A 20,517-nucleotide genomic window follows, 5' to 3' on the forward strand; every position below is an offset into this window, starting at 1 on the left:
GGCCTCGTTCTGCGTTCGGCCTGCGAAAATCTCTCCGTTCGCACCCCACGACGTGCGAGGAACTGGCGCCACCGCCAACGCCGGCGGAGGATACGCTTGGCTAAGGTGCTGCGCATCGTGCCCGGTGCGGGCGCGGGCCAGGATGGCGTTGTCCGGGCGGGGCGGCGGAACGAGGAGCGGGTACCTGCGGTGATCGAGCGACTGGAATTCATCCTCGCGCTGGCGCGGGAGCGCCACTTCGGGCGGGCGGCCCAGTTCTGCAACGTCTCGCAGCAGACCCTCTCGGCCGGCGTCAAGCAACTGGAGGAGCGGCTCGGGGTGATGCTAGTCCAGCGCGGCTCGCGTTTCCAGGGGTTCACGCCCGAAGGCGACCGCGTGCTCGAATGGGCGCGGCGGATCGTGGCCGATGCCCGCGCCATGCGCCAGGAAGTCGCGAGCCTACGCCGCGGCCTCACCGGCATGCTGAGGCTCGCGGCGATCCCCACGGCGACGCCGGTGGTCGCCTTGTTGACCACGCCGTTCCGCGGCCGCCACCCCGACGTCTGCTTCTCGGTGCAATCGACGACCTCCACCGAGATCGGCCGCCTGATCGCCGACCGCGAGATCGATGCCGGCATCACCTACCTCGAGAACGAACCCCTGGGCCGCGTGACGACGGTCCCGCTCTACCGGGAGCGCTACAAGCTTCTCACCGCGCTCGACGGCACCCATGGCGCCCGGGACGCCGTCACCTGGGACGAAGTCGGCCGCCTGCCCTTGTGCCTGCTGACGCCGGACATGCAGAATCGCCGGATCGTCGACGCGCACCTGAACCCGGACGGGCGGCCGACGGCGCCGCTGCTCGAATCGAACTCGATGATCGTGCTCCTCAGCCATGTGCGGACGGCCAAATGGGCCAGCGTGATGCCGGCGGTGCTCGCCGACAGCTTCAGGCTGGGCGACCGGGTGCGGGCCGTGCCCATCGTCGAACCAGACGTCAGCCACGTCGTCGGTCTGGTCATGCCCGAGCAGGAGCCGATGACGCCGCTGTGCGCCTCCCTCCTGGTGGAAGCCCGTGCTGCCGCGCCGACCATCGCGGATTCCATTGCTTCGCTCTGACTTTTTGCAGCGCAACATGAAGTTTTGACAAAAATACCTTGTCGACCAACGGAACCGCGCGATTGATTCAGGAGTGGTGATATACGACTTAGAGCGAGACCAAACTGCAACGGGTTGGAACAATGGTGCCGCAAGAGCCCTGGAGCGCGACCCGCGCCGCGGGAATCATCGCCGAACACACCCACCTCGAAGGAGCGACGCTGCCGATCCTGCACGCGCTCCAGGAGACGTTCGGCTATGTCGACGAAGGCGCGGTGCCGCTGATCGCCGACGCGCTGAACCTGTCGCGGGCCGAGGTTCACGGCTGCATTACCTTCTACCACGACTTTCGCCGTCATCCCGCCGGGCGCCATCAGGTCAAGCTGTGTCGCGCCGAGGCGTGCCAGGCGATGGGGTCCGACGCCCTTCACGCCGAGATCCTCGGGCGCCTCGGCGTCGATTGGCACGGGACCACGTCCGACGGCCGCGTCACCGTCGAGCCGGTCTATTGCCTCGGCCTCTGTGCCAACGGCCCGGGCGCCCTCGTCGATGACCTGCCGGTGGCGCGCCTCACCGCCGATGGTCTCGAATCCGCCCTGACGGAGGTCGCATCGTGAGTGTTACCCTTTACGTTCCCCGCGACGCCGTCGCGCTCGGGCTCGGGGCCAACCGCGTCGCCAAGGCCATCGCCGCCGGGGCCGAGAGGCGCGGCCTCGCGGTCGAGATCGTCCGCACCGGCTCGCGCGGCATGCTCTGGTTGGAGCCGATGGTCGAAGTCGCCACCCCGGACGGGCGCATCGCCTACGGGCCGGTGACGCCCGGCGACGTCGAGGCGCTGCTCGATGCCGGCCTCGCCGAAGGCGGCGCCCATCCGCTCCGCCTCGGCAGGCCCGAGGAGATGCCCTATTTCGCCCGTCAGCACCGCCTGACCTTCCAGCGCTGCGGCGTCGTCGATCCGGTGTCCGTGCTCGATTACCGTGAGCACGGAGGCTACCGCGGCCTCGAAGCCGCGCTCAAGCTCGATGCCGAGGGTATCGTGGCCCAGGTGCGCGAGTCCGGCCTGCGCGGTCGCGGCGGCGCCGGTTTCCCGGCCGGCATCAAGTGGAACACCGTGATGCTCGCCAAGAGTGAGCAGAAATACGTCGTGTGCAATGCCGATGAGGGCGACTCCGGCACCTTCGCCGACCGGATGATGATGGAGGGTGACCCCTTCAACCTCATCGAGGGCATGACCATCGCGGCGATCGCCACTGGGGCGACGCGGGGCTACATCTACCTGCGCTCCGAATATCCGCAGGCCTTCGCGACGCTCAAGGAAGCGATCGCCAATGCCGAGAAGGCGGGCTTCCTGGGCGCCGATGTGATGGGCTCAGGTAAGGCGTTCCATCTCGAAGTCCGGCTGGGAGCGGGCGCCTACATCTGCGGCGAGGAGACTTCGCTGCTCGAGAGCCTCGAGGGCAAGCGCGGCATCGTCCGGGCCAAGCCCCCGATCCCCGCGCTAAAGGGCTTCCTCGGCCAGCCCACCCTCGTGAACAACGTGATGACGTTCACGGCCGTGCCCTACATCCTGGAGCACGGCGCCAAGTCCTATGCCGACTACGGCATGGGCCGGTCGCTGGGCACCCTGGCGATCCAGCTCGCCGGCAACATCAAGCACGGCGGCCTCATCGAATACGCCTTCGGCATCACGCTTCGCGAGATCATCGAGGATTTCGGCGGCGGTACGCAGAGCGGTCGTCCGGTTCGTGCGGTCCAGGTCGGCGGCCCGCTCGGCGCCTACTTCCCCGACCACCTCCTCGACACGCCCCTGGATTACGAGGCGATGGCCGCCAACAAGGGCCTCGTCGGCCACGGCGGCATCGTGGTGTTCGACGATACGGTCGACATGGCGAAGCAGGCCCGCTTCGCCTTCGAGTTCTGCGCCGTCGAATCCTGCGGCAAGTGCACCCCTTGCCGCATCGGCGCGACCCGCGGCGTCGAGACCATGGACAAGGTCATCGCCGGTACCGATACGAAGCGCAATCTGAGCATCATCGCCGACCTTTGCGACGTCATGACCGATGGGTCGCTCTGCGCCATGGGCGGGCTGACGCCCATGCCCGTCATGAGCGCGATCACCCATTTCCCCGAGGATTTCGAGCGTGGCGGACAGATGTCCGTCGCCGCCGAGTAAGGAGGCGCGACCCATGGCCCTCATCAAAGAGATCGACTACGGCACCCCGATCCGGGTTTCGGAGCAGACCGTCACCCTCACCATCGACGGCATGAGCGTCACCGTGCCCGCCGGCACGTCGGTGATGGCGGCATCGATGCACGCGGGAACGCAGATCCCGAAGCTCTGCGCCACCGATTCGCTGGAAGCCTTCGGCTCCTGTCGCCTGTGCATCGTGGAGATCGAGGGCCGCCGCGGCACGCCCGCCTCCTGCACCACCCCGGCCGAGAACGGCATGGTCGTCTCGACCCAGACGGACAAGCTCGCCAAGCTCCGCAAGGGCGTGATGGAGCTCTACATCTCCGATCACCCCCTCGACTGCCTGACCTGTGCGGCCAACGGCGACTGCGAGCTTCAGGACATGGCCGGCGCGGTGGGCCTGCGCGACGTGCGCTACGGCTACGACGGCGCCAACCACGTCAAGCCGACGTCGGACCAGTACCTGCCGAAGGACACGTCCAACCCGTATTTCACCTACGACCCGTCGAAGTGCATCGTCTGCAATCGTTGCGTGCGCGCGTGTGAGGAGGTGCAGGGCACCTTCGCGCTGACCATCGAGGGTCGCGGCTTCGACAGTCGCGTCGCCGCCGGTCCGACCAACTTCATGGAGTCCGAGTGCGTGTCCTGCGGCGCCTGCGTGCAGGCCTGCCCGACGGCGACGCTCCAGGAAAAGTCGATCATCGAGCACGGCCAGCCCGATCACTCCGAGATCACCACCTGTGCCTATTGCGGCGTCGGCTGCTCGTTCAAGGCCGAGATGCAGGGCACCCGCATCGTGCGCATGGTCCCCTACAAGGGCGGCAAGGCGAACGAGGGCCACAGCTGCGTCAAGGGCCGCTTCGCCTACGGCTACGCCACTCACGCGGACCGCATCACCAAGCCGATGATCCGCGACAAGATCACCGACCCCTGGCAAGAGGTGACCTGGGAGGTCGCCATCGATCGGGCGGCGTCCGAGTTCAAGCGCATCCAGGCCAAGTACGGCAAGGATTCGGTCGGCGGCATCACCTCGTCGCGCTGCACCAACGAGGAGGCCTACCTCGTCCAGAAGCTCGTGCGCGCCGCCTTCGGCAACAACAACGTCGATACCTGCGCCCGCGTCTGCCATTCGCCCACGGGCTACGGCCTGATGTCGACGCTGGGCACTTCGGCCGGCACCCAGGACTTTGCCTCGGTGGCGCATTCCGATGTGATCCTGGTCATCGGTGCCAACCCCACCGACGGCCACCCGGTCTTCGCGTCGCGCATGAAGAAGCGCCTGCGCGAGGGTGCCAAGCTCATCGTCGCCGACCCGCGCAAGATCGACCTCGTGAAGTCGCCTCACATCGAGGCCGATTTCCACCTGCCCCTGAAGCCCGGCTCCAACGTCGCCTTCATCAACGCGATGGCGCACGTCATCGTCACGGAAGGACTCGTCGACGAGGCCTACGTTCGCGAGCGCTGCGATCTCGCCGATTTCGAATCCTGGGCCCGGTTCGTCGCCGACGAGCGGCATTCGCCCGAGGCGCAGGAGCGCTTCACCGGCATCGATCCGGCCGAGCTTCGCGGTGCCGCCCGCCTCTACGCCAAGGGTGGAGCCGCCGGCATCTACTACGGTCTCGGCGTCACCGAGCACAGCCAGGGCTCGACCATGGTGATGGGCATGGCCAACCTCGCCATGGCCACCGGCAACATCGGCATGCTGGGTGCCGGCGTGAACCCGCTGCGCGGCCAGAACAACGTCCAGGGCTCGTGCGACATGGGCTCGTTCCCGCACGAGCTTCCGGGCTACCGGCACGTGTCGGACGACGCCACCCGCGAAACCTTCGAGTCGCTCTGGGGCGTGTCCCTCGACAAGGACCCGGGCCTGCGCATCACCAACATGCTCGACGAGGCCGTCGATGGTTCCTTCAAGGGCATGTACATCCAGGGCGAGGACATTGCCCAGTCCGATCCCGACACGCACCATGTCACCGCTGGCCTGATGGCGATGGAGTGCATCGTCATCCAGGACATCTTCCTGAACGAGACCGCGAAATACGCCCACGTCTTCCTACCGGGCGCCTCGTTCCTCGAGAAGGACGGCACCTTCACCAACGCCGAGCGCCGCATCTCCCGCGTCCGCAAGGTGATGCCGCCGCTGGCCGGCATCGGCGACTGGGAGGGCACGGTGCTGCTCTCCAATGCGCTGGGCTACCCGATGAACTACAGCCATCCGTCCGAGATCATGGACGAGATCGCCTCGCTGACCCCGAGCTTCTCCGGCGTCAGCTTCGACAAGCTCGACGAACTCGGCTCGATCCAGTGGCCGTGCAACGAGGCCGCCCCGCGCGGTACCCCGATGATGCACGTCGACCGCTTCGTTCGCGGCCTCGGCAAGTTCATGATCACCGAATACGTGCCGACCGAGGAGCGAACCGGGCCGCGCTTCCCGCTCATCCTCACCACCGGCCGTATCCTGTCGCAGTACAACGTCGGCGCCCAGACGCGCCGCACCGAGAACTCGCGCTGGCACGAGGAGGACGTGCTGGAGATCCATCCGTTCGACGCGGAGGTCCGCGGGATCGTCGATGGCGACCTCGTCGCCCTCGAGAGCCGGTCCGGCGACATCGCCCTCAAGGCGATCGTCTCCGAGCGGATGCAGCCGGGCGTGGTCTACACGACCTTCCACCATGCCAAGACCGGCGCCAACGTCATCACCACCGACTACTCGGACTGGGCCACCAACTGCCCCGAGTACAAGGTGACGGCGGTGCAGGTCCGGCGCACCAACCGGCCGTCGGATTGGCAGGCGAGGTTCTTCGAGGAGGACTTCTCGCTGACCCGGATCGCGACGCAGCTGAATGCCGCCGAATAGCGAGCGTTCGAGCGCGGCGGCGGAGACGGTCCGCCGCGTTCCCACCCTGGTGGTGGCCTACGACGATCCGCAGGCGCGGGTCGGCGAGCGGCCCCTCGCGGTGGAGATGCCGGTCAACCTCGTCTACGGCAGCGTTCCCTACGCGGTCATGATGACGACGCCGGCCGATCTCGAAGACTTCGCCTATGGCTTCAGCCTGACCGAGGGCATCGTCGCGTCGTCGGACGAGATCCGAGGCGTCTCGGTGGAGGATGGCGAGGGTGGCCTGCGCCTTCTCGTCGACCTGGTTCCGGGGCGGTTGCGCGAACATCTCGCCCGCAAGCGCGCCATCAGCGGCAGGACCGGCTGCGGCGTCTGCGGCATCGACGATCTCGCCGCCCTTCCCAAGGCCGAGCCCCGGACAGGACGGGAGCAGACCGTGACGGTCGGAGCGGTGCAGCGGGCGTTGACGGCACTCGGCGAGGCGCAGGTGCTCAATCACGAAACCCGTGCCGTCCACGCCGCTGCCTGGGCCAACCGCGACGGTACGCTCGTCGCCGTCCGTGAGGACGTCGGGCGCCACAACGGGCTCGACAAGCTGATCGGCGCCCTGATCCGGACGAACACCGACCCCGCCGAGGGGTTCGTCGTGATCACGAGCCGTTGTTCGTTCGAGATGGTGGAGAAGGCGGCCTCGTTCGGTGCGTCCGTGCTGGTGGCGATCTCGGCTCCGACGTCGCTGGCCATCGAGCGGGCCCGCCTTCACGATATCACCCTCTGCGCCATCGCGCGGTCGGATACCCTGACGCTGTTCACCGGCCGCGAACGGCTCGTCCTCGCGGAGCCGTCGGTGTCCGGCCAGGGTGTCGACCCCGTGTCGGCGCCTTAACCGTCCCTCGATCCAGACCCGTCTCACGTCATCGAAAGCCCGAGCCATGAGCGCCCTCACCACCGACCAGAAGCTCGTCCGCATGGCGAACCAGATCGCCGGCTTCTTTCGTTCGTATCCCGACGAGGAAGCGGTGGCGGGCATCCACAAGCACATCGTGGCGTTCTGGACGCCGAAGATGCGCCACGCGCTCCACGCCTATGGCCCGAAGCCCGAGAGTGGCCTCGATCCGTTGGCATTGCAGGCGATCACGAGCGAGCCGGAAGGCGAAAGCCCCATCCGCGCCGCCACCCACGACCCGCAGCTCCAGGGAGCCGGCGCCAGCGACGCCGGCTGACGCGACCTTCGCGCACCGTCCTCATCGCGGGGCGATCCCGTCGATCGATGACGTCGGGGCGTCAGTCCTGGGTCGCAGGAGACTTGTCCCCGGCGCCGGGAACCACCGTCGCGCCGTCGATCACGCGGACCGGCCGCTTGGCGTCGGCGGGAGGGTCCTGCCAAGACGGGGCGCCAGACTTGGTATCGCTCGTCGCGGGCGTGACACCTTGGGCCGGCGGCTGGACGGCGGCCGGCGTCGTTGGCGTAACGGCGGCAACCGGGGCCTCCGGCTTGGTGGCCGGAACCTCGCCGGGCCGTAGCGTCGGGGCCGGTGCCGCCGGCGTCGCGCGGACGGCCGGTGTCGTTCCGGCGGCATTGGGGCTGCGATCCCGCCCCCTGGCCTCGGCGGGCCGTGCCGGCGGGTTCAGGCGGCTGGTCCTGCGGGCAGGGTCACCGTTGCGCCTGGCCGCATCGGGGTTGAGACCGAGCGCATTGGGATCGCCGGGTTCCACCCGCCTCGGTACGTCCGAGCGCAAGGGGACGCCGGGCAGGGGAGGGCCGAGATCGGCCCGCCTTTGCCTATCCGGGGTCCGCCCATAGGGGATATCACTGGGGGGAATCGTCCGTTCGGCCTCGCGGCGGCGCGGCGCCACGTCCTCTTCCGTCCAACCGTAGGGACCCCGCGGCCGGTCGACGCGGAGCGGCGGCGGGACAAGCGGCTCCGACAGCCGGACGCGCCCGAGGACGGCCCCGTCGCGCGGGTCGAGGATCAGCCGTACTCGCCCGCCGTTCGGGCTTTCGGCCTCCACCACATAGGCGCGTCCGTCGAAGCGCGGCCGGGTGACGTCCGTGAAACCGCGGTCGTTGAGGCGCCAGACCACCGCGCGCGGCGGCATCACGTCGTCGAAAGGGTCGAAATACTGCGCGTGGGCCGAGCTTGCGCCGATCGTCACGGCGGCAACGAGCCCGAGCGCGAGGCAACGAAGAGGGGAAGATGAGCGCACAAGCGCCCTGCGACTCGTCGGCATGGGCTCGTTCATCCAATCGTGGAAACCGGTGATCCGGAGGCCCGCTGTTGGCTCGGGTCCTCCGGCTCGGTCGGCGCGAGGTCCCGCGCCGCATTCCCGCCGTCTGTGCTCGGCGTGTCATGGTAGAGCGTCGGATTGGGGCAGCAATGCGGGACGATCCTGGCAACATCGCGCCACCGCTCCCGGGACGAGGGAAGCAACCTCCCATATGCGCCCTTTCCCGCCTGCGGCGATGTCACGCCCATCCAGTGGAGACGTCGGGCCGGAAAAGCAGACGTCGCCCGCTTTGGAACCCTTGCTGGAATCGTGAAAATCTGTCATCCCGACGTTAGGACAGCATGGCTGTCCCATTTCGTCGTGAGCATCGTGGTCGAACCGCCCCCATCCGACGATCGTTCGGAGTCCGGGCGAGACGTGGAGCCGGGCGCGTCAGCGGGACGGGTCGCGGCTCGCAGCGATGACCGGTACGGTGTCCGTCGGTATCGGATCCCGACCGGTGCCCGTCCGCGATCACGCGAAGATCGGTGCCGGACCACCCTGCCATCCGATGGTGGCAGGGCACGAAACATGCTCGTCGAGCGGGCAGACCTTTGACAGACGGGGGATGGTGAGCGTGACCGCATCTGCTGATTTCGGAACCCGCCAGGCGTCCATTCCCGCCACCCGCGACGGCGGCAAGCCGTTGACCGTCCGCGACGGCGCGCTTCCGCTCGCTCAGGGTCTCTACGATCCCGCCCGCGAGAAGGACGCCTGCGGTGTCGGCTTCGTCGCCGACATGCACGACCGGCGCAGCCATGGCATCGTCGCGCAGGGCCTGTTGATCCTGGAAAACCTCGACCATCGCGGTGCCGTCGGCGCCGACCCGAAGATGGGCGACGGTTGCGGCATCCTCACCCAGATCCCGCACGACTTCTTCAAGGCGGAATGCGAGGCCCTCGGCTTCGCGCTGCCGGAGCCCGGCCACTACGGCGTCGGCATGTTCTTCCTGCCCAAGGACGAGGACGGCCGCCGCATCGTCGAGGACATCGTGGCGCAGGTGCTCGCCGACGAGGGTCTGCCGCTGCTCGGCTGGCGCGACGTGCCGGTGGATTCCGAGGATCTCGGCGTGCGCGTTAAGGAGACCGAGCCGCATCACCGCCAGGTCTTCATCGGCCGCCCGGCTTCGGTGACGGAGGAGGATGCCTTCGAGCGCCGCCTGTTCACCGCCCGCAAGGTCATTTCGAGCAAGGTCTACGGGCTCAACGAGCCGCGGGTGAAAGCCTATTACCCGGTGTCGCTGTCGACCCGCACCATCGTCTACAAGGGCATGGTGTTGGTGACGCAGCTCGGCCGGTACTACCGCGACCTGCAGGACGAGCGCTTCGTCTCGGGCCTCGCTCTGGTCCACCAGCGCTTCGCCACCAACACCTTCCCCACTTGGCAGCTGTCGCACCCCTACCGGATGGTCGCCCACAACGGCGAGATCAACACGCTGCGCGGCAACGTCAACTGGATGGCCGCGCGCCAGGCGAGCGTCGATTCCGAGCTGTTCGGGAACGACATCTCGAAGCTGTGGCCGATCTCCTACGAAGGCCAGTCGGATACCGCCTGCTTCGACAACGCCCTCGAGTTCCTGGTGCAGGGCGGCTACTCGCTCGCCCACGCCATGATGATGCTGATCCCGGAGGCCTGGGCCGGCAATCCGCTCATGAACGACGAGCGCAAGGCGTTCTACGAGTACCACGCCGCCCTGATGGAGCCGTGGGACGGCCCGGCGGCCGTGTGCTTCACCGATGGACGCCAGATCGGCGCGACCCTCGACCGCAACGGCCTGCGTCCCGCGCGCTACCTCGTCACCGACGACGGTCTCGTCGTGCTCGCCTCCGAGATGGGCGTGCTGCCGATCCCCGACGAGAAGATCGTCGAGTCCTGGCGCCTGCAGCCGGGCAAGATGCTGCTGATCGACCTGCAGAAGGGCCGCATCGTCTCCGACGAGGAGATCAAGAGCGAGCTCGCCGCGGCGCATCCCTATGCGCAGTGGGTCAAGAACACCCAGATCGTGCTCGAAGACCTCAAGCCGGTCATTCCGCGCGCCTCGCGCTCCGACGTCTCGCTGCTCGATCGCCAGCAGGCGTTCGGCTACAGCCAGGAAGACCTCAAGCTCCTGATGGCGCCCATGGCCGTGACCGGCCAGGAGGCGGTGGGCTCGATGGGCACCGACACGCCGCTCTCGGCGCTCTCGGACAAGCCGAAGTCGCTCTACACCTACTTCAAGCAGAACTTCGCGCAGGTGACCAACCCGCCGATCGACCCGATCCGCGAGGAGGCCGTGATGAGCCTCGTCTCGTTCATCGGGCCGCGGCCGAACCTGCTCGACATGGAGGGCGCCTCCCGCAAGAAGCGCCTCGAAGTGCGCCAGCCGATCCTCACCAACGGCGATCTCGAGAAGATCCGTTCGATCAGCCATTTCGAGGACCGCTTCGACACCAAGACCCTCGACATCACCTTCCCGGCCGAAGCCGGGGCGGCCGCCATGGAGGGCGCCCTCGATCGCCTCTGCGACCGGGCCGAGGTGGCCGTGCGCGGCGGCTACAACATCATCATCCTGTCCGATCGCGGCCTCGGGCCCGATCGGATCGCGATCCCCGCGCTGCTGGCCACCGCGGCCGTCCACAACTACTTGATCCGCAAGGGGCTTCGGACCTCGGTCGGGCTCGTGGTGGAATCGGGCGAGCCGCGCGAGGTGCACCACTTCGCGTGCCTGGCTGGGTATGGCGCGGAAGCTATCAACCCCTACCTCGCCTTCGAGACGCTGATCGCGATGAAGGACGAGTTCCCGCCGGACCTCACCGACGACGAGATCGTCTACCGCTACATCAAGTCGATCGATAAGGGCCTACTCAAGGTGATGTCCAAGATGGGCATCTCGACCTACCAGTCCTATTGCGGCGCGCAGATCTTCGATGCGATCGGCCTCAACTCGGCCTTCGTCGCCCGCGACTTCTTCGGCACCGCGACGACCATCGAGGGCATCGGCATGGCCGAGGTCGCCGAGGAAACCGCACGGCGCCACGCCGACGCCTTCGGCGATGCGCCCGTCTATCGCCACGCGCTCGATATCGGCGGCGAATACGCCTACCGCCTGCGCGGCGAGAGCCACACCTGGACGCCCGACAGCGTCGCCACGCTCCAGCACGCGGTGCGCCTCGGCCTTCCCGAGCGCTATCGCGAGTACGCCCGGCTCGTGAACGAGCAGGAGAACCACCTCAAGACGATCCGCGGCCTGTTCCGCATCCGCCAGGCGGCCGAGCTCGGCCGCGCGCCGGTCGACATCTCCGCCGTCGAGCCGGCGGCCGATATCGTCAAGCGGTTCGCCACCGGCGCCATGTCCTACGGGTCGATCTCGAAGGAGGCGCACGAGACGCTGGCGATCGCCGTCAACTCGTTCGGCGGTCGCTCGAACTCGGGCGAGGGCGGCGAGGAGGTCGAGCGCTTCAAGCCGATGGCGGACGGGCGCTCGCGCCGCTCGGCGATCAAGCAGGTGGCGTCGGGCCGCTTCGGTGTCACCACCGAGTACCTCGTCAACGCCGACATGATGCAGATCAAGGTGGCCCAGGGCGCCAAGCCCGGCGAGGGCGGCCAGCTGCCCGGCCACAAGGTCGACGCCAAGATCGCCAAGGTCCGCTACGCCACCCCCGGCGTCGGCCTGATCTCACCGCCGCCCCACCACGACATCTACTCGATCGAGGATCTCGCCCAGCTGATCTTCGATCTGAAGAACGTGAATCCGGCCGCCGACGTCTCGGTCAAGCTCGTGTCGGAGGTGGGCGTCGGCACCGTGGCGACGGGTGTCGCCAAGGCGCGCGCCGACCACATCACCATCTCGGGCTTCGACGGCGGCACCGGTGCCGCCCCGCTCACCTCGATCAAGCACGCCGGCGGGCCCTGGGAGACCGGACTCGCCGAGACGCAGCAGACGCTGGTGCTCAGCCACCTGCGCGGACGCGTCGTGCTCCAGGCGGACGGCGGCATCCGCACCGGGCGCGACGTGCTCGTGGCGGCACTGCTCGGCGCCGATCAGTTCGGCTTCTCCACCGCGCCGCTGATCGCGGCGGGCTGCATCATGATGCGCAAGTGCCACCTCAACACCTGCCCGGTGGGCGTCGCCACCCAGGACCCGGTGCTGCGCAAGCGGTTCAAGGGCACGCCCGAGCACGTGGTGAACTACTTCTTCTACGTGGCCGAGGAGTTGCGCGAGCTGATGGCCGGCATGGGCTTCACCAAGCTCGAAGACCTCATCGGCCGGGCGGACTTCCTCGATACCCTCGAGGTCATCGCGCATTGGAAGGCCAAGGGGCTCGACTTCTCGAAGCTGTTCCACCGCCCCGACGTCGGTCCCGATGTCGCGATCCGGCACATGGAGAAGCAGAAGCACCCCATCGACGAGGTGCTCGACCGACGCCTGATCGCCAAGGCCGGGCCGTCCCTCGAGTCCGGCGAGGCCGTGGTCATCGAGGACGTCATCCGGAACTCGGACCGCACGGCGGGCGCGATGCTCTCGGGTGCGGTGGCCAAGCTCTACGGCCACGAGGGCCTGCCCGACGATACCATCGTCGTGAACCTGTCCGGCACCGCCGGCCAGAGCTTCGGCGCCTGGCTCGCGGCCGGCGTCACCGTGAAGCTCACCGGGCACGCCAACGATTACGTCGGCAAGGGCCTGTCCGGCGGTAAGCTGATCATCCGGCCCTCCGACGCGTTGAAGGCGCCTGCCCATCACACCATCATGGCCGGCAACACCGTGCTGTACGGGGCGATCGCGGGCGAGTGCTACATCCGCGGCTCGGCCGGCGAGCGGTTCGCCGTGCGCAACTCGGGCGCCATCGCGGTGGTCGAGGGCATGGGCGACCATGGCTGCGAGTACATGACCGGCGGCGTCGTGGTCTCGATCGGCGAGACCGGACGCAACTTCGCGGCGGGCATGTCGGGCGGCATCGCCTATGTGCTCGATGCCGACGGCTCGTTCGCGGCCCGCTGCAACCTGTCGATGGTCGATCTCGAACCGGTGGAGGAGGAGGACGACGTGATGCGGCGCTTCCATCAGGACGGCGACCTGGAGACCAAAGGTCGTGTCGACATCCTCGCCGACATGTCGGGCCACGACGAGGAACGCCTGAGCCAGCTCATCACCAACCACCTGAAGTACACCGGCAGCCCCCGCGCCAAGGCGATCCTCGACGATTGGGCCGGTTACCGCACCAAGTTCGTCAAGGTGATGCCGGTGGAGTATCGTCGGGCGCTGCGCGAGATGGAGATGGCGCGGATGCCGGTGGCGGCGGAGTGATGTCGACCGGATCGTAGCTGGGCTCCCGGCGGGAAGGGCACCTACGATCCGGGCAGGTGCGATGGGACGGCGGTGGCATGCAGAGGCGGTCCCTCGCTTCCCACCGGGGTCCTTGCGGAAAGGGGGGGCTCCTTGTGCCACCGGTGAAAGGGCGGCGAGGTACCCTTCATCGTCGACAGCGCGTTTGTCGCGCACGACCTAGGGATGCGGACGCCGGATTCGGTCTCACTTCGCGCCCGGAGACCCGGGGTTGGCTCACCGGTTGCACCGTTGACCTCCGGGCGGGGCGGAACGGCGCTACCACTGATTTCACATCGGTGATGCGCCGATCATAGACGACACGGGCTACTTGAGCGGCGGCGGCCCTGCGCCCTGCCTCACGACGGATCAGACAGACGCGCGAAAGACGGGCACGATGGGCAAGGTCACTGGGTTTCTCGAATTCGACCGGCAGGAGCAGAAGTACCAGCTCGCCGCCGACCGCGTTCGCCACTTCCGCGAGTTCACGCTGCCGCTCGACGAGCACGACCTGAAGAAGCAGGCGGCGCGCTGCATGGATTGCGGCATCCCCTTCTGCCACGGCGACACCGGCTGCCCGGTCCACAACCAGATTCCGGACTGGAACGAGCTCGTCTTCCAGACCGATTGGGAGGAGGCGGCGCGCAACCTGCACTCCACCAACAACTTCCCCGAATTCACCGGCCGCATCTGCCCGGCGCCCTGCGAGGAGGCATGCACGCTCAACCTCGAGAACCAGCCGGTCGCCATCAAGACGATCGAGCAGGCCATCGCCGATCGCGCCTGGAACATGGGCTGGGTCAAGCCCGAGCCCGCCGAGATCCGGACCGGCAGGAAGGTTGCGGTGATCGGCTCCGGCCCCGCCGGGATGGCGGCGGCCCAGCAACTCGCCAGGGTCGGCCACGAAGTCCATGTGTTCGAGCGTGAGCCCAAGGCCGGCGGTCTGCTCCGCTACGGCATTCCCGACTTCAAGATGGAGAAGCGGCACATCGACCGGCGCGTGACGCAGATGGAAGCCGAGGGGGTCAGATTCCACTACGGCGTCAATGTCGGCGTGACCAAGCCCCTCGACGAACTCACCGCCGAGTTCGACGCGGTGCTCTTCGCCGGCGGTGCCGAGGACCCGCGCAATCCGCAGCTTCCCGGTCAGGAGCTCGCCGGGGTGCATTACGCGATGCCGTTCCTCGTCCAGTCGAACCGCCGCGTCGGTGCCGAGCCGATGCCGGGCAACGGCGAGCCGCCGATCCTGGCGGCGGGCAAGAACGTCGTCGTCATCGGCGGCGGCGACACCGCATCCGATTGCGTCGGCACCTCCTTCCGCCAGGGTGCCCTGTCGGTGACGCAGCTCGACATCCGGCCGCGTCCGCCCGAGCGCGAGGACAAGCTCAGCGTCTGGCCGTACTGGCCGACCAAGATGCGGACCTCGTCGAGTCAGGCCGAAGGCGCCGAGCGGGAGTTCCAGGCGGCGACGCTGCGGCTCGAGGGCAAGAAGGGCAGGCTCACGGGTGTCGTCTGCACCCGCGTCGACGAGAAGCGCCAGCCGGTGCCGGGCGGCGAGTTCGTGCTTCCCGCCGATCTCGTATTCCTGGCGATCGGTTTTGCCGGGTCCGTCCGCAAGGGCCTTCTGGAGGAATCCGGCGTCGTGATGGACAAGCGCGGCAACGTCACCGCCAACGAGCGCGACTATCGGACCTCGCACGAAAAGATCTACGCCGCCGGCGACATGCGGCGCGGCCAGTCCCTCGTGGTCTGGGCGATCCGCGAGGGCCGTCAGGCAGCGCGCTCGATCGACGAGGCCCTGATGGGAGCCAGCGTCCTTCCCCGCTGAGGCCGCTTCAGCTCGGCGGCCAGCGGAAGTCGTCGGCCCGGCCGGGCTGGGGCGGCGGTGCCGCCCCGCGCTGGAGGGTGCGCTCCACCGTTCCGCTGGCATCGGGTTCGCGCGGCCTGCCATTCATCAGGGCGCCGCCCGGGGAGATCTCGGCGCGGCTCAGCGGCACCACCGGCCCCGCCGCCGGCTTGACCGGCAGGGCGGGGATGCCGGGCGGTTCGGGCAGGCTCGGCAGCATCGCCGTGATCAGCTTGTCGATCGCGGCGGTGTCGTCGAGCTTGGGCGGGTCGGCGTTCAGGGCCGGGCCAGAGGGCGTCGTCGCGATCGCGGCGGCGGGCTGCTCCGACAGCGGCGTACCGGCTCCCATCATCCGCTTCAGTTCCACATCCGCGAAATGCGCCACCTTGCGGGAGCCCGCACCGGTAAAGTGGACTCCATCGGCGGTGCGCAACTTGGCCGGCTGTCCCTCGAGGTCCGGGCCGGTCGCCGCGTAGCGGTTGCGCTCGTCGACGAAGCCCGGCCAGATATCGACGTAGGTTCCGCCTGCCCTTGCCACCCGCTCGCGATAGATGTCGTTGAGAGTGGTGAGGTCCTTGGTCAGGCTGTCGCTGCGCATCGGCGGCGTGCCGACCCAGATCAAGGGGATCTTGCGATCCGCGAACACCTTCACGAGGGCGTCGACCCGGTCACGGTAGATGTCCCGCCAACGCTCGCTCAGGACCTCGACGGTCTGGTCGCCCTCGCGAATCGGCTGGCGATCATTGGCGCCCAGCATGACGAGGGCGTAGGCCGGCTTGGGCCCGGTCTTCAGATACTCCTCGGCGACCTTGGGCCAATCGACCACGTCCTTGCGCACGAGGCCGCTGTCGGCCTTCGAGCGGTCGACGACTTCGACATCGGCATTGTCCTCGAAGACGTCGTCGAGGCCGCGACCGAGGTAGCTCGCCAGGGAATCGCCGAAGACGGCGAGCCGCGTGGTGGGCTCGACCTTGGGTGCGGTCGGCTTGGGTTGCGCCGCCACCGCCGGCGCCGGTCGGGGGCGTCGGGCCGCGGGTGAGGCCGGCGCACGCCGGTCGTCGCTGTAGGTGCTCGGGGGCGGGGCGCTACGCGGCCGGGTCGGCCGTGCCGACGGGACCGGCGCCGGCTGCGCCTGCTGCGGCCTGTCCTCCCAGGGCCAGAAGAACTGCCGGGGCGCCTCCTGCGGCTGAGGGGCATAACGGCGTCCGGTCTGACGGCCACCGCCGCCATAGCCCCCGTCGTCCCGGTAGTAATCAGGGGCTCGGCGTCGCGGCACGTCGTCGTAATCGCCCCATTGCGCGAGGGCCGGCGACACGATCCCCATGAAGCCCGTGGCCACGATCGCGCACAGGACGATGCGTCCGTGCCGATGGGCCGTGGTCGCGCGAAACGTCGTGGCTGTCATCGGCACGCGGTCCCATCGTCGCGGGTCCGTGGACGCGGCCCGACTTCGTCAGGGCGGCAGTATAGGCGGCATCCGGCGGGGCGGCGAATCCCTCGTCTGTCAGCGGGCTGCCTTCAGGTGCGCCAGCAGGCTCGCGCTCGCGTAGCCGTCGGCGACGAGGCCGGCGCTGATCTGATAGCGCCGCACCGCCTCGCGCAGCTTCGGCCCGGCCCGGCCGTCGGCATTGCCATCGTAGAAACCTTTCGCGGCGAGCGCCTCCTGCAGCGCCTGAAGGCCCGTCTTGTCGAGACGGGTCGCCGCATTCGGCCAGGGCGCCGACAGGGCAGGTCCGCCAGCCAGCCGGTCGGCGAGATGACCGATGGCGAGGGCGTAGGAATCGGAGGTGTTGTAGCCGCGGATGACCTCGAAATTGCCGGTGACGAGGAAGACCGCCCCCCCCGCACCGCCGGGCAGGAACAGGCTGGCCTCGCCGCTGCGCGGCAGGTCGCGGCCGTCGACGCGCCGGACGCCGCGGGCGCCGAAATCCGCCAGGTCGCCGCGATATCGCGCGAGATCGTACCCGGGCGGCAGCGTGACGGCGTAGCCCCACGAGAGGGCGGGGTTCCAGCCGAGGCTGCGCAGGAAGGCGGCGATCGAGGCCAGCGCATCGGCGGGCGACGTCCAGATGTCGCGCCTGCCGTCGCCGTCGAAGTCGACGGCGTGCTTGAGGTAGTTCGAGGGCAGGAACTGCACCTGTCCCATGGCGCCCGCCCAGGAGCCTTTCATGGCTTGGGGGGTGATGTAGCCCTGTTCGAGGATGGCCAGCGCCGCCAGCAGTTCGTCTCGAAACAGGGTGCCACGGTGCTTCGCCTGCGCCAGGGTCGCGAGGGAGCGGACCACCGGCAGCGTCCCGCCGCTGGCGCCGAAATCCGATTCGACGCCCCAGATCGCCAGGATCACCCAGCGCGGCACGCCCGAGTCGGCTTCGATGCGCGCCAGCGCGGCGTCGAGCCGCGCCGCCTCGGCGCGCCCACGCGCGATCCGACCGGGCGAGACGGCGCCCACGAGATAGTCCCACACCGGGCGTCCGAACTCGCCCTGCGCCTTCGTCCGCGCGAGGACGGACGGGTCGGGTTCGCGCACGTCGGCGAAGGCCCTGTCGAAGGTCGCATCGGAGATGCCGCGGCTGCGGGCGTCCGGCCTCAGGGTATCGAGGAAAGCGCGGAACGCCGGGGCCCCGGCCTGCACCGACTCCGCGGGGGACGCGGGGGCCGCCTCGACGCGACCCGCCGCCATGACGGCGAGCGCGATCGCCAGGATCGGGGCGGACGGGCCGATCACGTCCGGTTACGCCTGGTCAGGGCGTCCTCCCAGGCCAGTGCCTGGGTGACGATGCCCGTGAGATCGTCGTGGCGCGGCCTCCAGCCGAGCCGGTCGCGGATCCGGTCCGCCCCGGCGACGATGCAGGCGGGATCGCCGGCCCGTCGCGGCGACAGGCGCACGGGGAAGTCGACGCCCGAGACGCGCTTGACCACGTCGATCACCTCCAGCACCGAATAGCCGCGCCCGTAGCCGCAATTGAGCGTCAGGCTCTCGCCGCCGGCCCTCAGGTGGTCGAGGGCGAGGCGATGGGCCTCCGCCAGGTCCGACACCTGGATGTAGTCGCGCAGGCACGATCCGTCCGGGGTCGGATAATCGGTGCCGAACACCTCGAGGTGCGAACGCTGCCCGAGGGCGGCCTGCGTCGCGACCTTGATGAGGTGGGTGGCGTTGGGCGTCGACTGTCCGGTGCGTCCGCGCGGGTCGGCGCCCGCGACGTTGAAGTAGCGCAGGATGACGTAGCTGAAGCCATGCGCCTTGGCCGCGTCTGCGATCATCCATTCGCTCATCAGCTTGGAGCGACCGTAGGGATTGATCGGCGAGGGACCGAGGTCTTCGGGCACCGGCACCGTCTCCGGCTCGCCGTAGACCGCGGCGGTGGAGGAGAAAATGACGTGTTTCACGCCCTGCGCGACCGCGGTCTCGATGAGGGCGCGGGTCTTGACGGTGTTGGCGAGGTAGTAGCCGAGCGGGTCGGCGACCGAATCCGGCACCACGATCCGTGCCGCGAAATGCGCCACCGCGTCGACGCCGTGGCGGCGGATCACGTCGGCGACCAGGGCCTGGTCGGCCACATCGCCCACCACCAGCCGCACTTCCGGCGGTAGCGCCCAGTCGAACCCGGTGGAAAGGTCGTCGAGGACGACGATGTCGTCATGGCCCGCGTCGATCAGCGCGAGGACCATGTGGCTGCCGATGTAGCCGGCGCCCCCCGTCACCAGAACCGCCATGTGGAACTGCCTTTCGATATCGCCGCGTGACCGCCCGGAGCGAGCCCTCCGCGACGAACCCGGGAAAGGGCAGGCGACTTATCCTGCCGGACAAGCGGACGTTATATCGAAAATGCACCACATCGTTTATGCCGCATGAGGGATCGTGATGGCAGGCAGGGCTGGTCCATCCGAGACGACACGTCCACCGTCCGCCTTTCCACCTCTCCGCACCGGGTTCCGCTCGATGAAACCGATTCGCAAGGCCGTCCTTCCTGTCGCGGGCCTCGGCACCCGCTTTCTTCCTGCGACGAAGGCCGTCCCCAAGGAGATGCTGACGGTGGTCGACCGGCCGGTCGTCCAGCACGTGGTCGACGAGGCGCGCGAAGCGGGCATCGAGCACTTCATATTCGTGACGGGCCGCAACAAGGCGGTGATCGAGGATCATTTCGACATCGCCTTCGAACTCGACCAGATGCTGCGCGAGCGCGGCAAACAGGCGGCCTACGAGGATTTGAAGCGCGACCTGCCCAAGGCCGGCCAGGTCAGCTTCACCCGCCAGCAGGCTCCGCTCGGCCTCGGCCACGCCGTCTGGTGCGCCCGCGAGATCGTCGGCGACGAGCCCTTCGCCGTTCTCCTCCCCGACATGCTCAGCCGCGGCTGCATGGGCCAGATGCTCGCCGCCTACGAGCGCCACGGCGGCAACGTGATCGCCGTCGAGGAGGTCGCCCCCGAGGAAACGCATCAATACGGCATCGTCGGCGTCGGGGAGACCTTCGGCCAGACCTTCGAGATCAACGGCATGGTCGAGAAGCCCAAGGCCGGCACCGCGCCCTCGAACTTCATCATTTCCGGCCGCTACATCCTCCAGCCCGAGATCTTCTCGATCCTGGAGCGTGGCGAGAAGGGGGCCGGTGGCGAGATCCAGCTCACCGACGCCATGATCGCCCTGTCCCAGCAGCAGAGTTTCTACGGCATGCATTACGAGGGGCGGACCTACGACACCGGCTCCAAGATCGGCTTTCTCGCCGCCAACATCGCCTACGCCCTCGAGCGACAGGATCTCGCCGGCCCGCTCAAGGCCGAGATCGCGCGGCTTCTGCGCGAAGACTGAGTGCGTCCCTGTGCGAGAGGAGTGCCGGACTCGCTGCCATGACCGGCACCCCGATGGGGGCCGGGCAGGCACGAGCCGAACGACCGACATCGTCCCGCTCGACCTCGATGGGGATCGCTGCGCTTAACGCGGCGGGGGCATGCGCACAGCGCAGCCGGAATGTGCGAAACGGCTCTTGTGTTTTGTG

The 20,517-nt window shown here is 68.5% G+C and carries 13 protein-coding genes; 9 read left to right on the forward strand and 4 right to left on the reverse strand.

Features of this window, described 5'->3' with window-relative positions; genetic code table 11:
* Positions 1-189: 189 nt before the first annotated feature.
* The 6 genes from ASF39_RS14085 to ASF39_RS14110 all read left to right on the forward strand — a co-directional run bounded on the left by ASF39_RS14085 (position 190) and on the right by ASF39_RS14110 (position 7,330).
* Positions 190-1,098, forward strand: coding sequence for a LysR family transcriptional regulator (locus ASF39_RS14085; protein ID WP_055883935.1), 909 nt, complete (start codon positions 190-192; stop codon positions 1,096-1,098).
* A 122-nt stretch (positions 1,099-1,220) separates the two neighbouring features.
* The gene (locus ASF39_RS14090) at positions 1,221-1,694 is read left to right on the forward strand and encodes a formate dehydrogenase subunit gamma (RefSeq protein WP_055883932.1); all 474 of its coding nucleotides are present in this window, start codon (positions 1,221-1,223) and stop codon (positions 1,692-1,694) included.
* Entirely contained in the window at positions 1,691-3,250 is a 1,560-nt protein-coding gene (locus tag ASF39_RS14095; RefSeq protein WP_056284896.1) for a formate dehydrogenase beta subunit, read from the forward strand. The genes ASF39_RS14090 and ASF39_RS14095 overlap by 4 nt, the downstream gene beginning before the upstream one ends.
* A 13-nt stretch (positions 3,251-3,263) precedes the next feature.
* Positions 3,264-6,125 carry a formate dehydrogenase subunit alpha gene (gene fdhF / locus ASF39_RS14100; RefSeq protein WP_055883925.1) on the forward strand — a complete coding sequence of 954 codons (2,862 nt, stop codon included), beginning with the start codon at positions 3,264-3,266 and terminating at the stop codon, positions 6,123-6,125.
* Entirely contained in the window at positions 6,112-6,993 is an 882-nt protein-coding gene (gene fdhD, locus ASF39_RS14105; protein ID WP_056284899.1) for a formate dehydrogenase accessory sulfurtransferase FdhD, read from the forward strand. Before fdhF ends, fdhD begins: the two co-directional genes overlap by 14 nt.
* A 46-nt stretch (positions 6,994-7,039) precedes the next feature.
* Positions 7,040-7,330, forward strand: coding sequence for a formate dehydrogenase subunit delta (locus ASF39_RS14110; RefSeq protein WP_055883919.1), 291 nt, complete (start codon positions 7,040-7,042; stop codon positions 7,328-7,330).
* Positions 7,331-7,391: 61 nt separating this feature from the next.
* Here the strand turns inward: ASF39_RS14110 and ASF39_RS14115 are convergent, their stop codons facing one another.
* The gene (locus tag ASF39_RS14115; protein ID WP_056284902.1) at positions 7,392-8,264 is read right to left on the reverse strand and encodes a hypothetical protein; all 873 of its coding nucleotides are present in this window, start codon (positions 8,262-8,264) and stop codon (positions 7,392-7,394) included.
* A gap of 727 nt (positions 8,265-8,991) precedes the next feature.
* Here ASF39_RS14115 and gltB point away from each other — a divergent pair.
* Positions 8,992-13,659, forward strand: coding sequence for a glutamate synthase large subunit (gene gltB / locus ASF39_RS14120; RefSeq protein ID WP_244472421.1), 4,668 nt, complete (start codon positions 8,992-8,994; stop codon positions 13,657-13,659).
* Between the two features lie 415 nt (positions 13,660-14,074).
* Positions 14,075-15,505 carry a glutamate synthase subunit beta gene (locus ASF39_RS14125; RefSeq protein ID WP_055883910.1) on the forward strand — a complete coding sequence of 477 codons (1,431 nt, stop codon included), beginning with the start codon at positions 14,075-14,077 and terminating at the stop codon, positions 15,503-15,505.
* Between the two features lie 7 nt (positions 15,506-15,512).
* Here ASF39_RS14125 and ASF39_RS14130 read toward each other — a convergent pair whose 3' ends face one another.
* From ASF39_RS14130 to galE, 3 genes are all read right to left on the reverse strand, one after another.
* Positions 15,513-16,847, reverse strand: a complete 1,335-nt coding sequence (locus ASF39_RS14130) for an SGNH family hydrolase (protein WP_244472422.1) — start codon at positions 16,845-16,847, stop codon at positions 15,513-15,515.
* A 180-nt stretch (positions 16,848-17,027) separates the two neighbouring features.
* Positions 17,028-18,203, reverse strand: a complete 1,176-nt coding sequence (locus ASF39_RS14135) for a lytic murein transglycosylase (protein WP_082494590.1) — start codon at positions 18,201-18,203, stop codon at positions 17,028-17,030.
* Between the two features lie 41 nt (positions 18,204-18,244).
* Positions 18,245-19,237: a UDP-glucose 4-epimerase GalE gene (galE, locus tag ASF39_RS14140; protein WP_056284908.1), complete on the reverse strand. Its 993-nt coding sequence runs from the start codon at positions 19,235-19,237 to the stop codon at positions 18,245-18,247.
* 226 nt (positions 19,238-19,463) lie between these two features.
* Between galE and galU the strand changes: the two genes are divergently transcribed.
* Positions 19,464-20,330: a UTP--glucose-1-phosphate uridylyltransferase GalU gene (gene galU, locus ASF39_RS14145; RefSeq protein ID WP_055883899.1), complete on the forward strand. Its 867-nt coding sequence runs from the start codon at positions 19,464-19,466 to the stop codon at positions 20,328-20,330.
* Positions 20,331-20,517 lie beyond the last annotated feature (187 nt).

It is taken from the genome of Methylobacterium sp. Leaf108, from assembly GCF_001423265.1.
In the GTDB taxonomy this organism is placed as follows: Bacteria; Pseudomonadota; Alphaproteobacteria; order Rhizobiales; family Beijerinckiaceae; genus Methylobacterium.

Excerpts from the sequence above, each read along its gene's own strand:
- ASF39_RS14090 (WP_055883932.1), top strand. The coding sequence starts at position 1,221 with ATGGTGCCGCAAGAGCCCTGGAGCGCGACCCGCGCCGCGGGAATCATC.
- fdhF (WP_055883925.1), top strand. The coding sequence starts at position 3,264 with ATGGCCCTCATCAAAGAGATCGACTACGGCACCCCGATCCGGGTTTCG.
- fdhD (WP_056284899.1), top strand. The coding sequence starts at position 6,112 with ATGCCGCCGAATAGCGAGCGTTCGAGCGCGGCGGCGGAGACGGTCCGC.
- ASF39_RS14110 (WP_055883919.1), top strand. The coding sequence starts at position 7,040 with ATGAGCGCCCTCACCACCGACCAGAAGCTCGTCCGCATGGCGAACCAG.
- ASF39_RS14125 (WP_055883910.1), top strand. The coding sequence starts at position 14,075 with ATGGGCAAGGTCACTGGGTTTCTCGAATTCGACCGGCAGGAGCAGAAG.
- ASF39_RS14130 (WP_244472422.1), bottom strand. The coding sequence starts at position 16,847 with ATGGGGATCGTGTCGCCGGCCCTCGCGCAATGGGGCGATTACGACGAC.
- ASF39_RS14135 (WP_082494590.1), bottom strand. The coding sequence starts at position 18,203 with ATGGCGGCGGGTCGCGTCGAGGCGGCCCCCGCGTCCCCCGCGGAGTCG.
- galE (WP_056284908.1), bottom strand. The coding sequence starts at position 19,237 with ATGGCGGTTCTGGTGACGGGGGGCGCCGGCTACATCGGCAGCCACATG.
- galU (WP_055883899.1), top strand. The coding sequence starts at position 19,464 with ATGAAACCGATTCGCAAGGCCGTCCTTCCTGTCGCGGGCCTCGGCACC.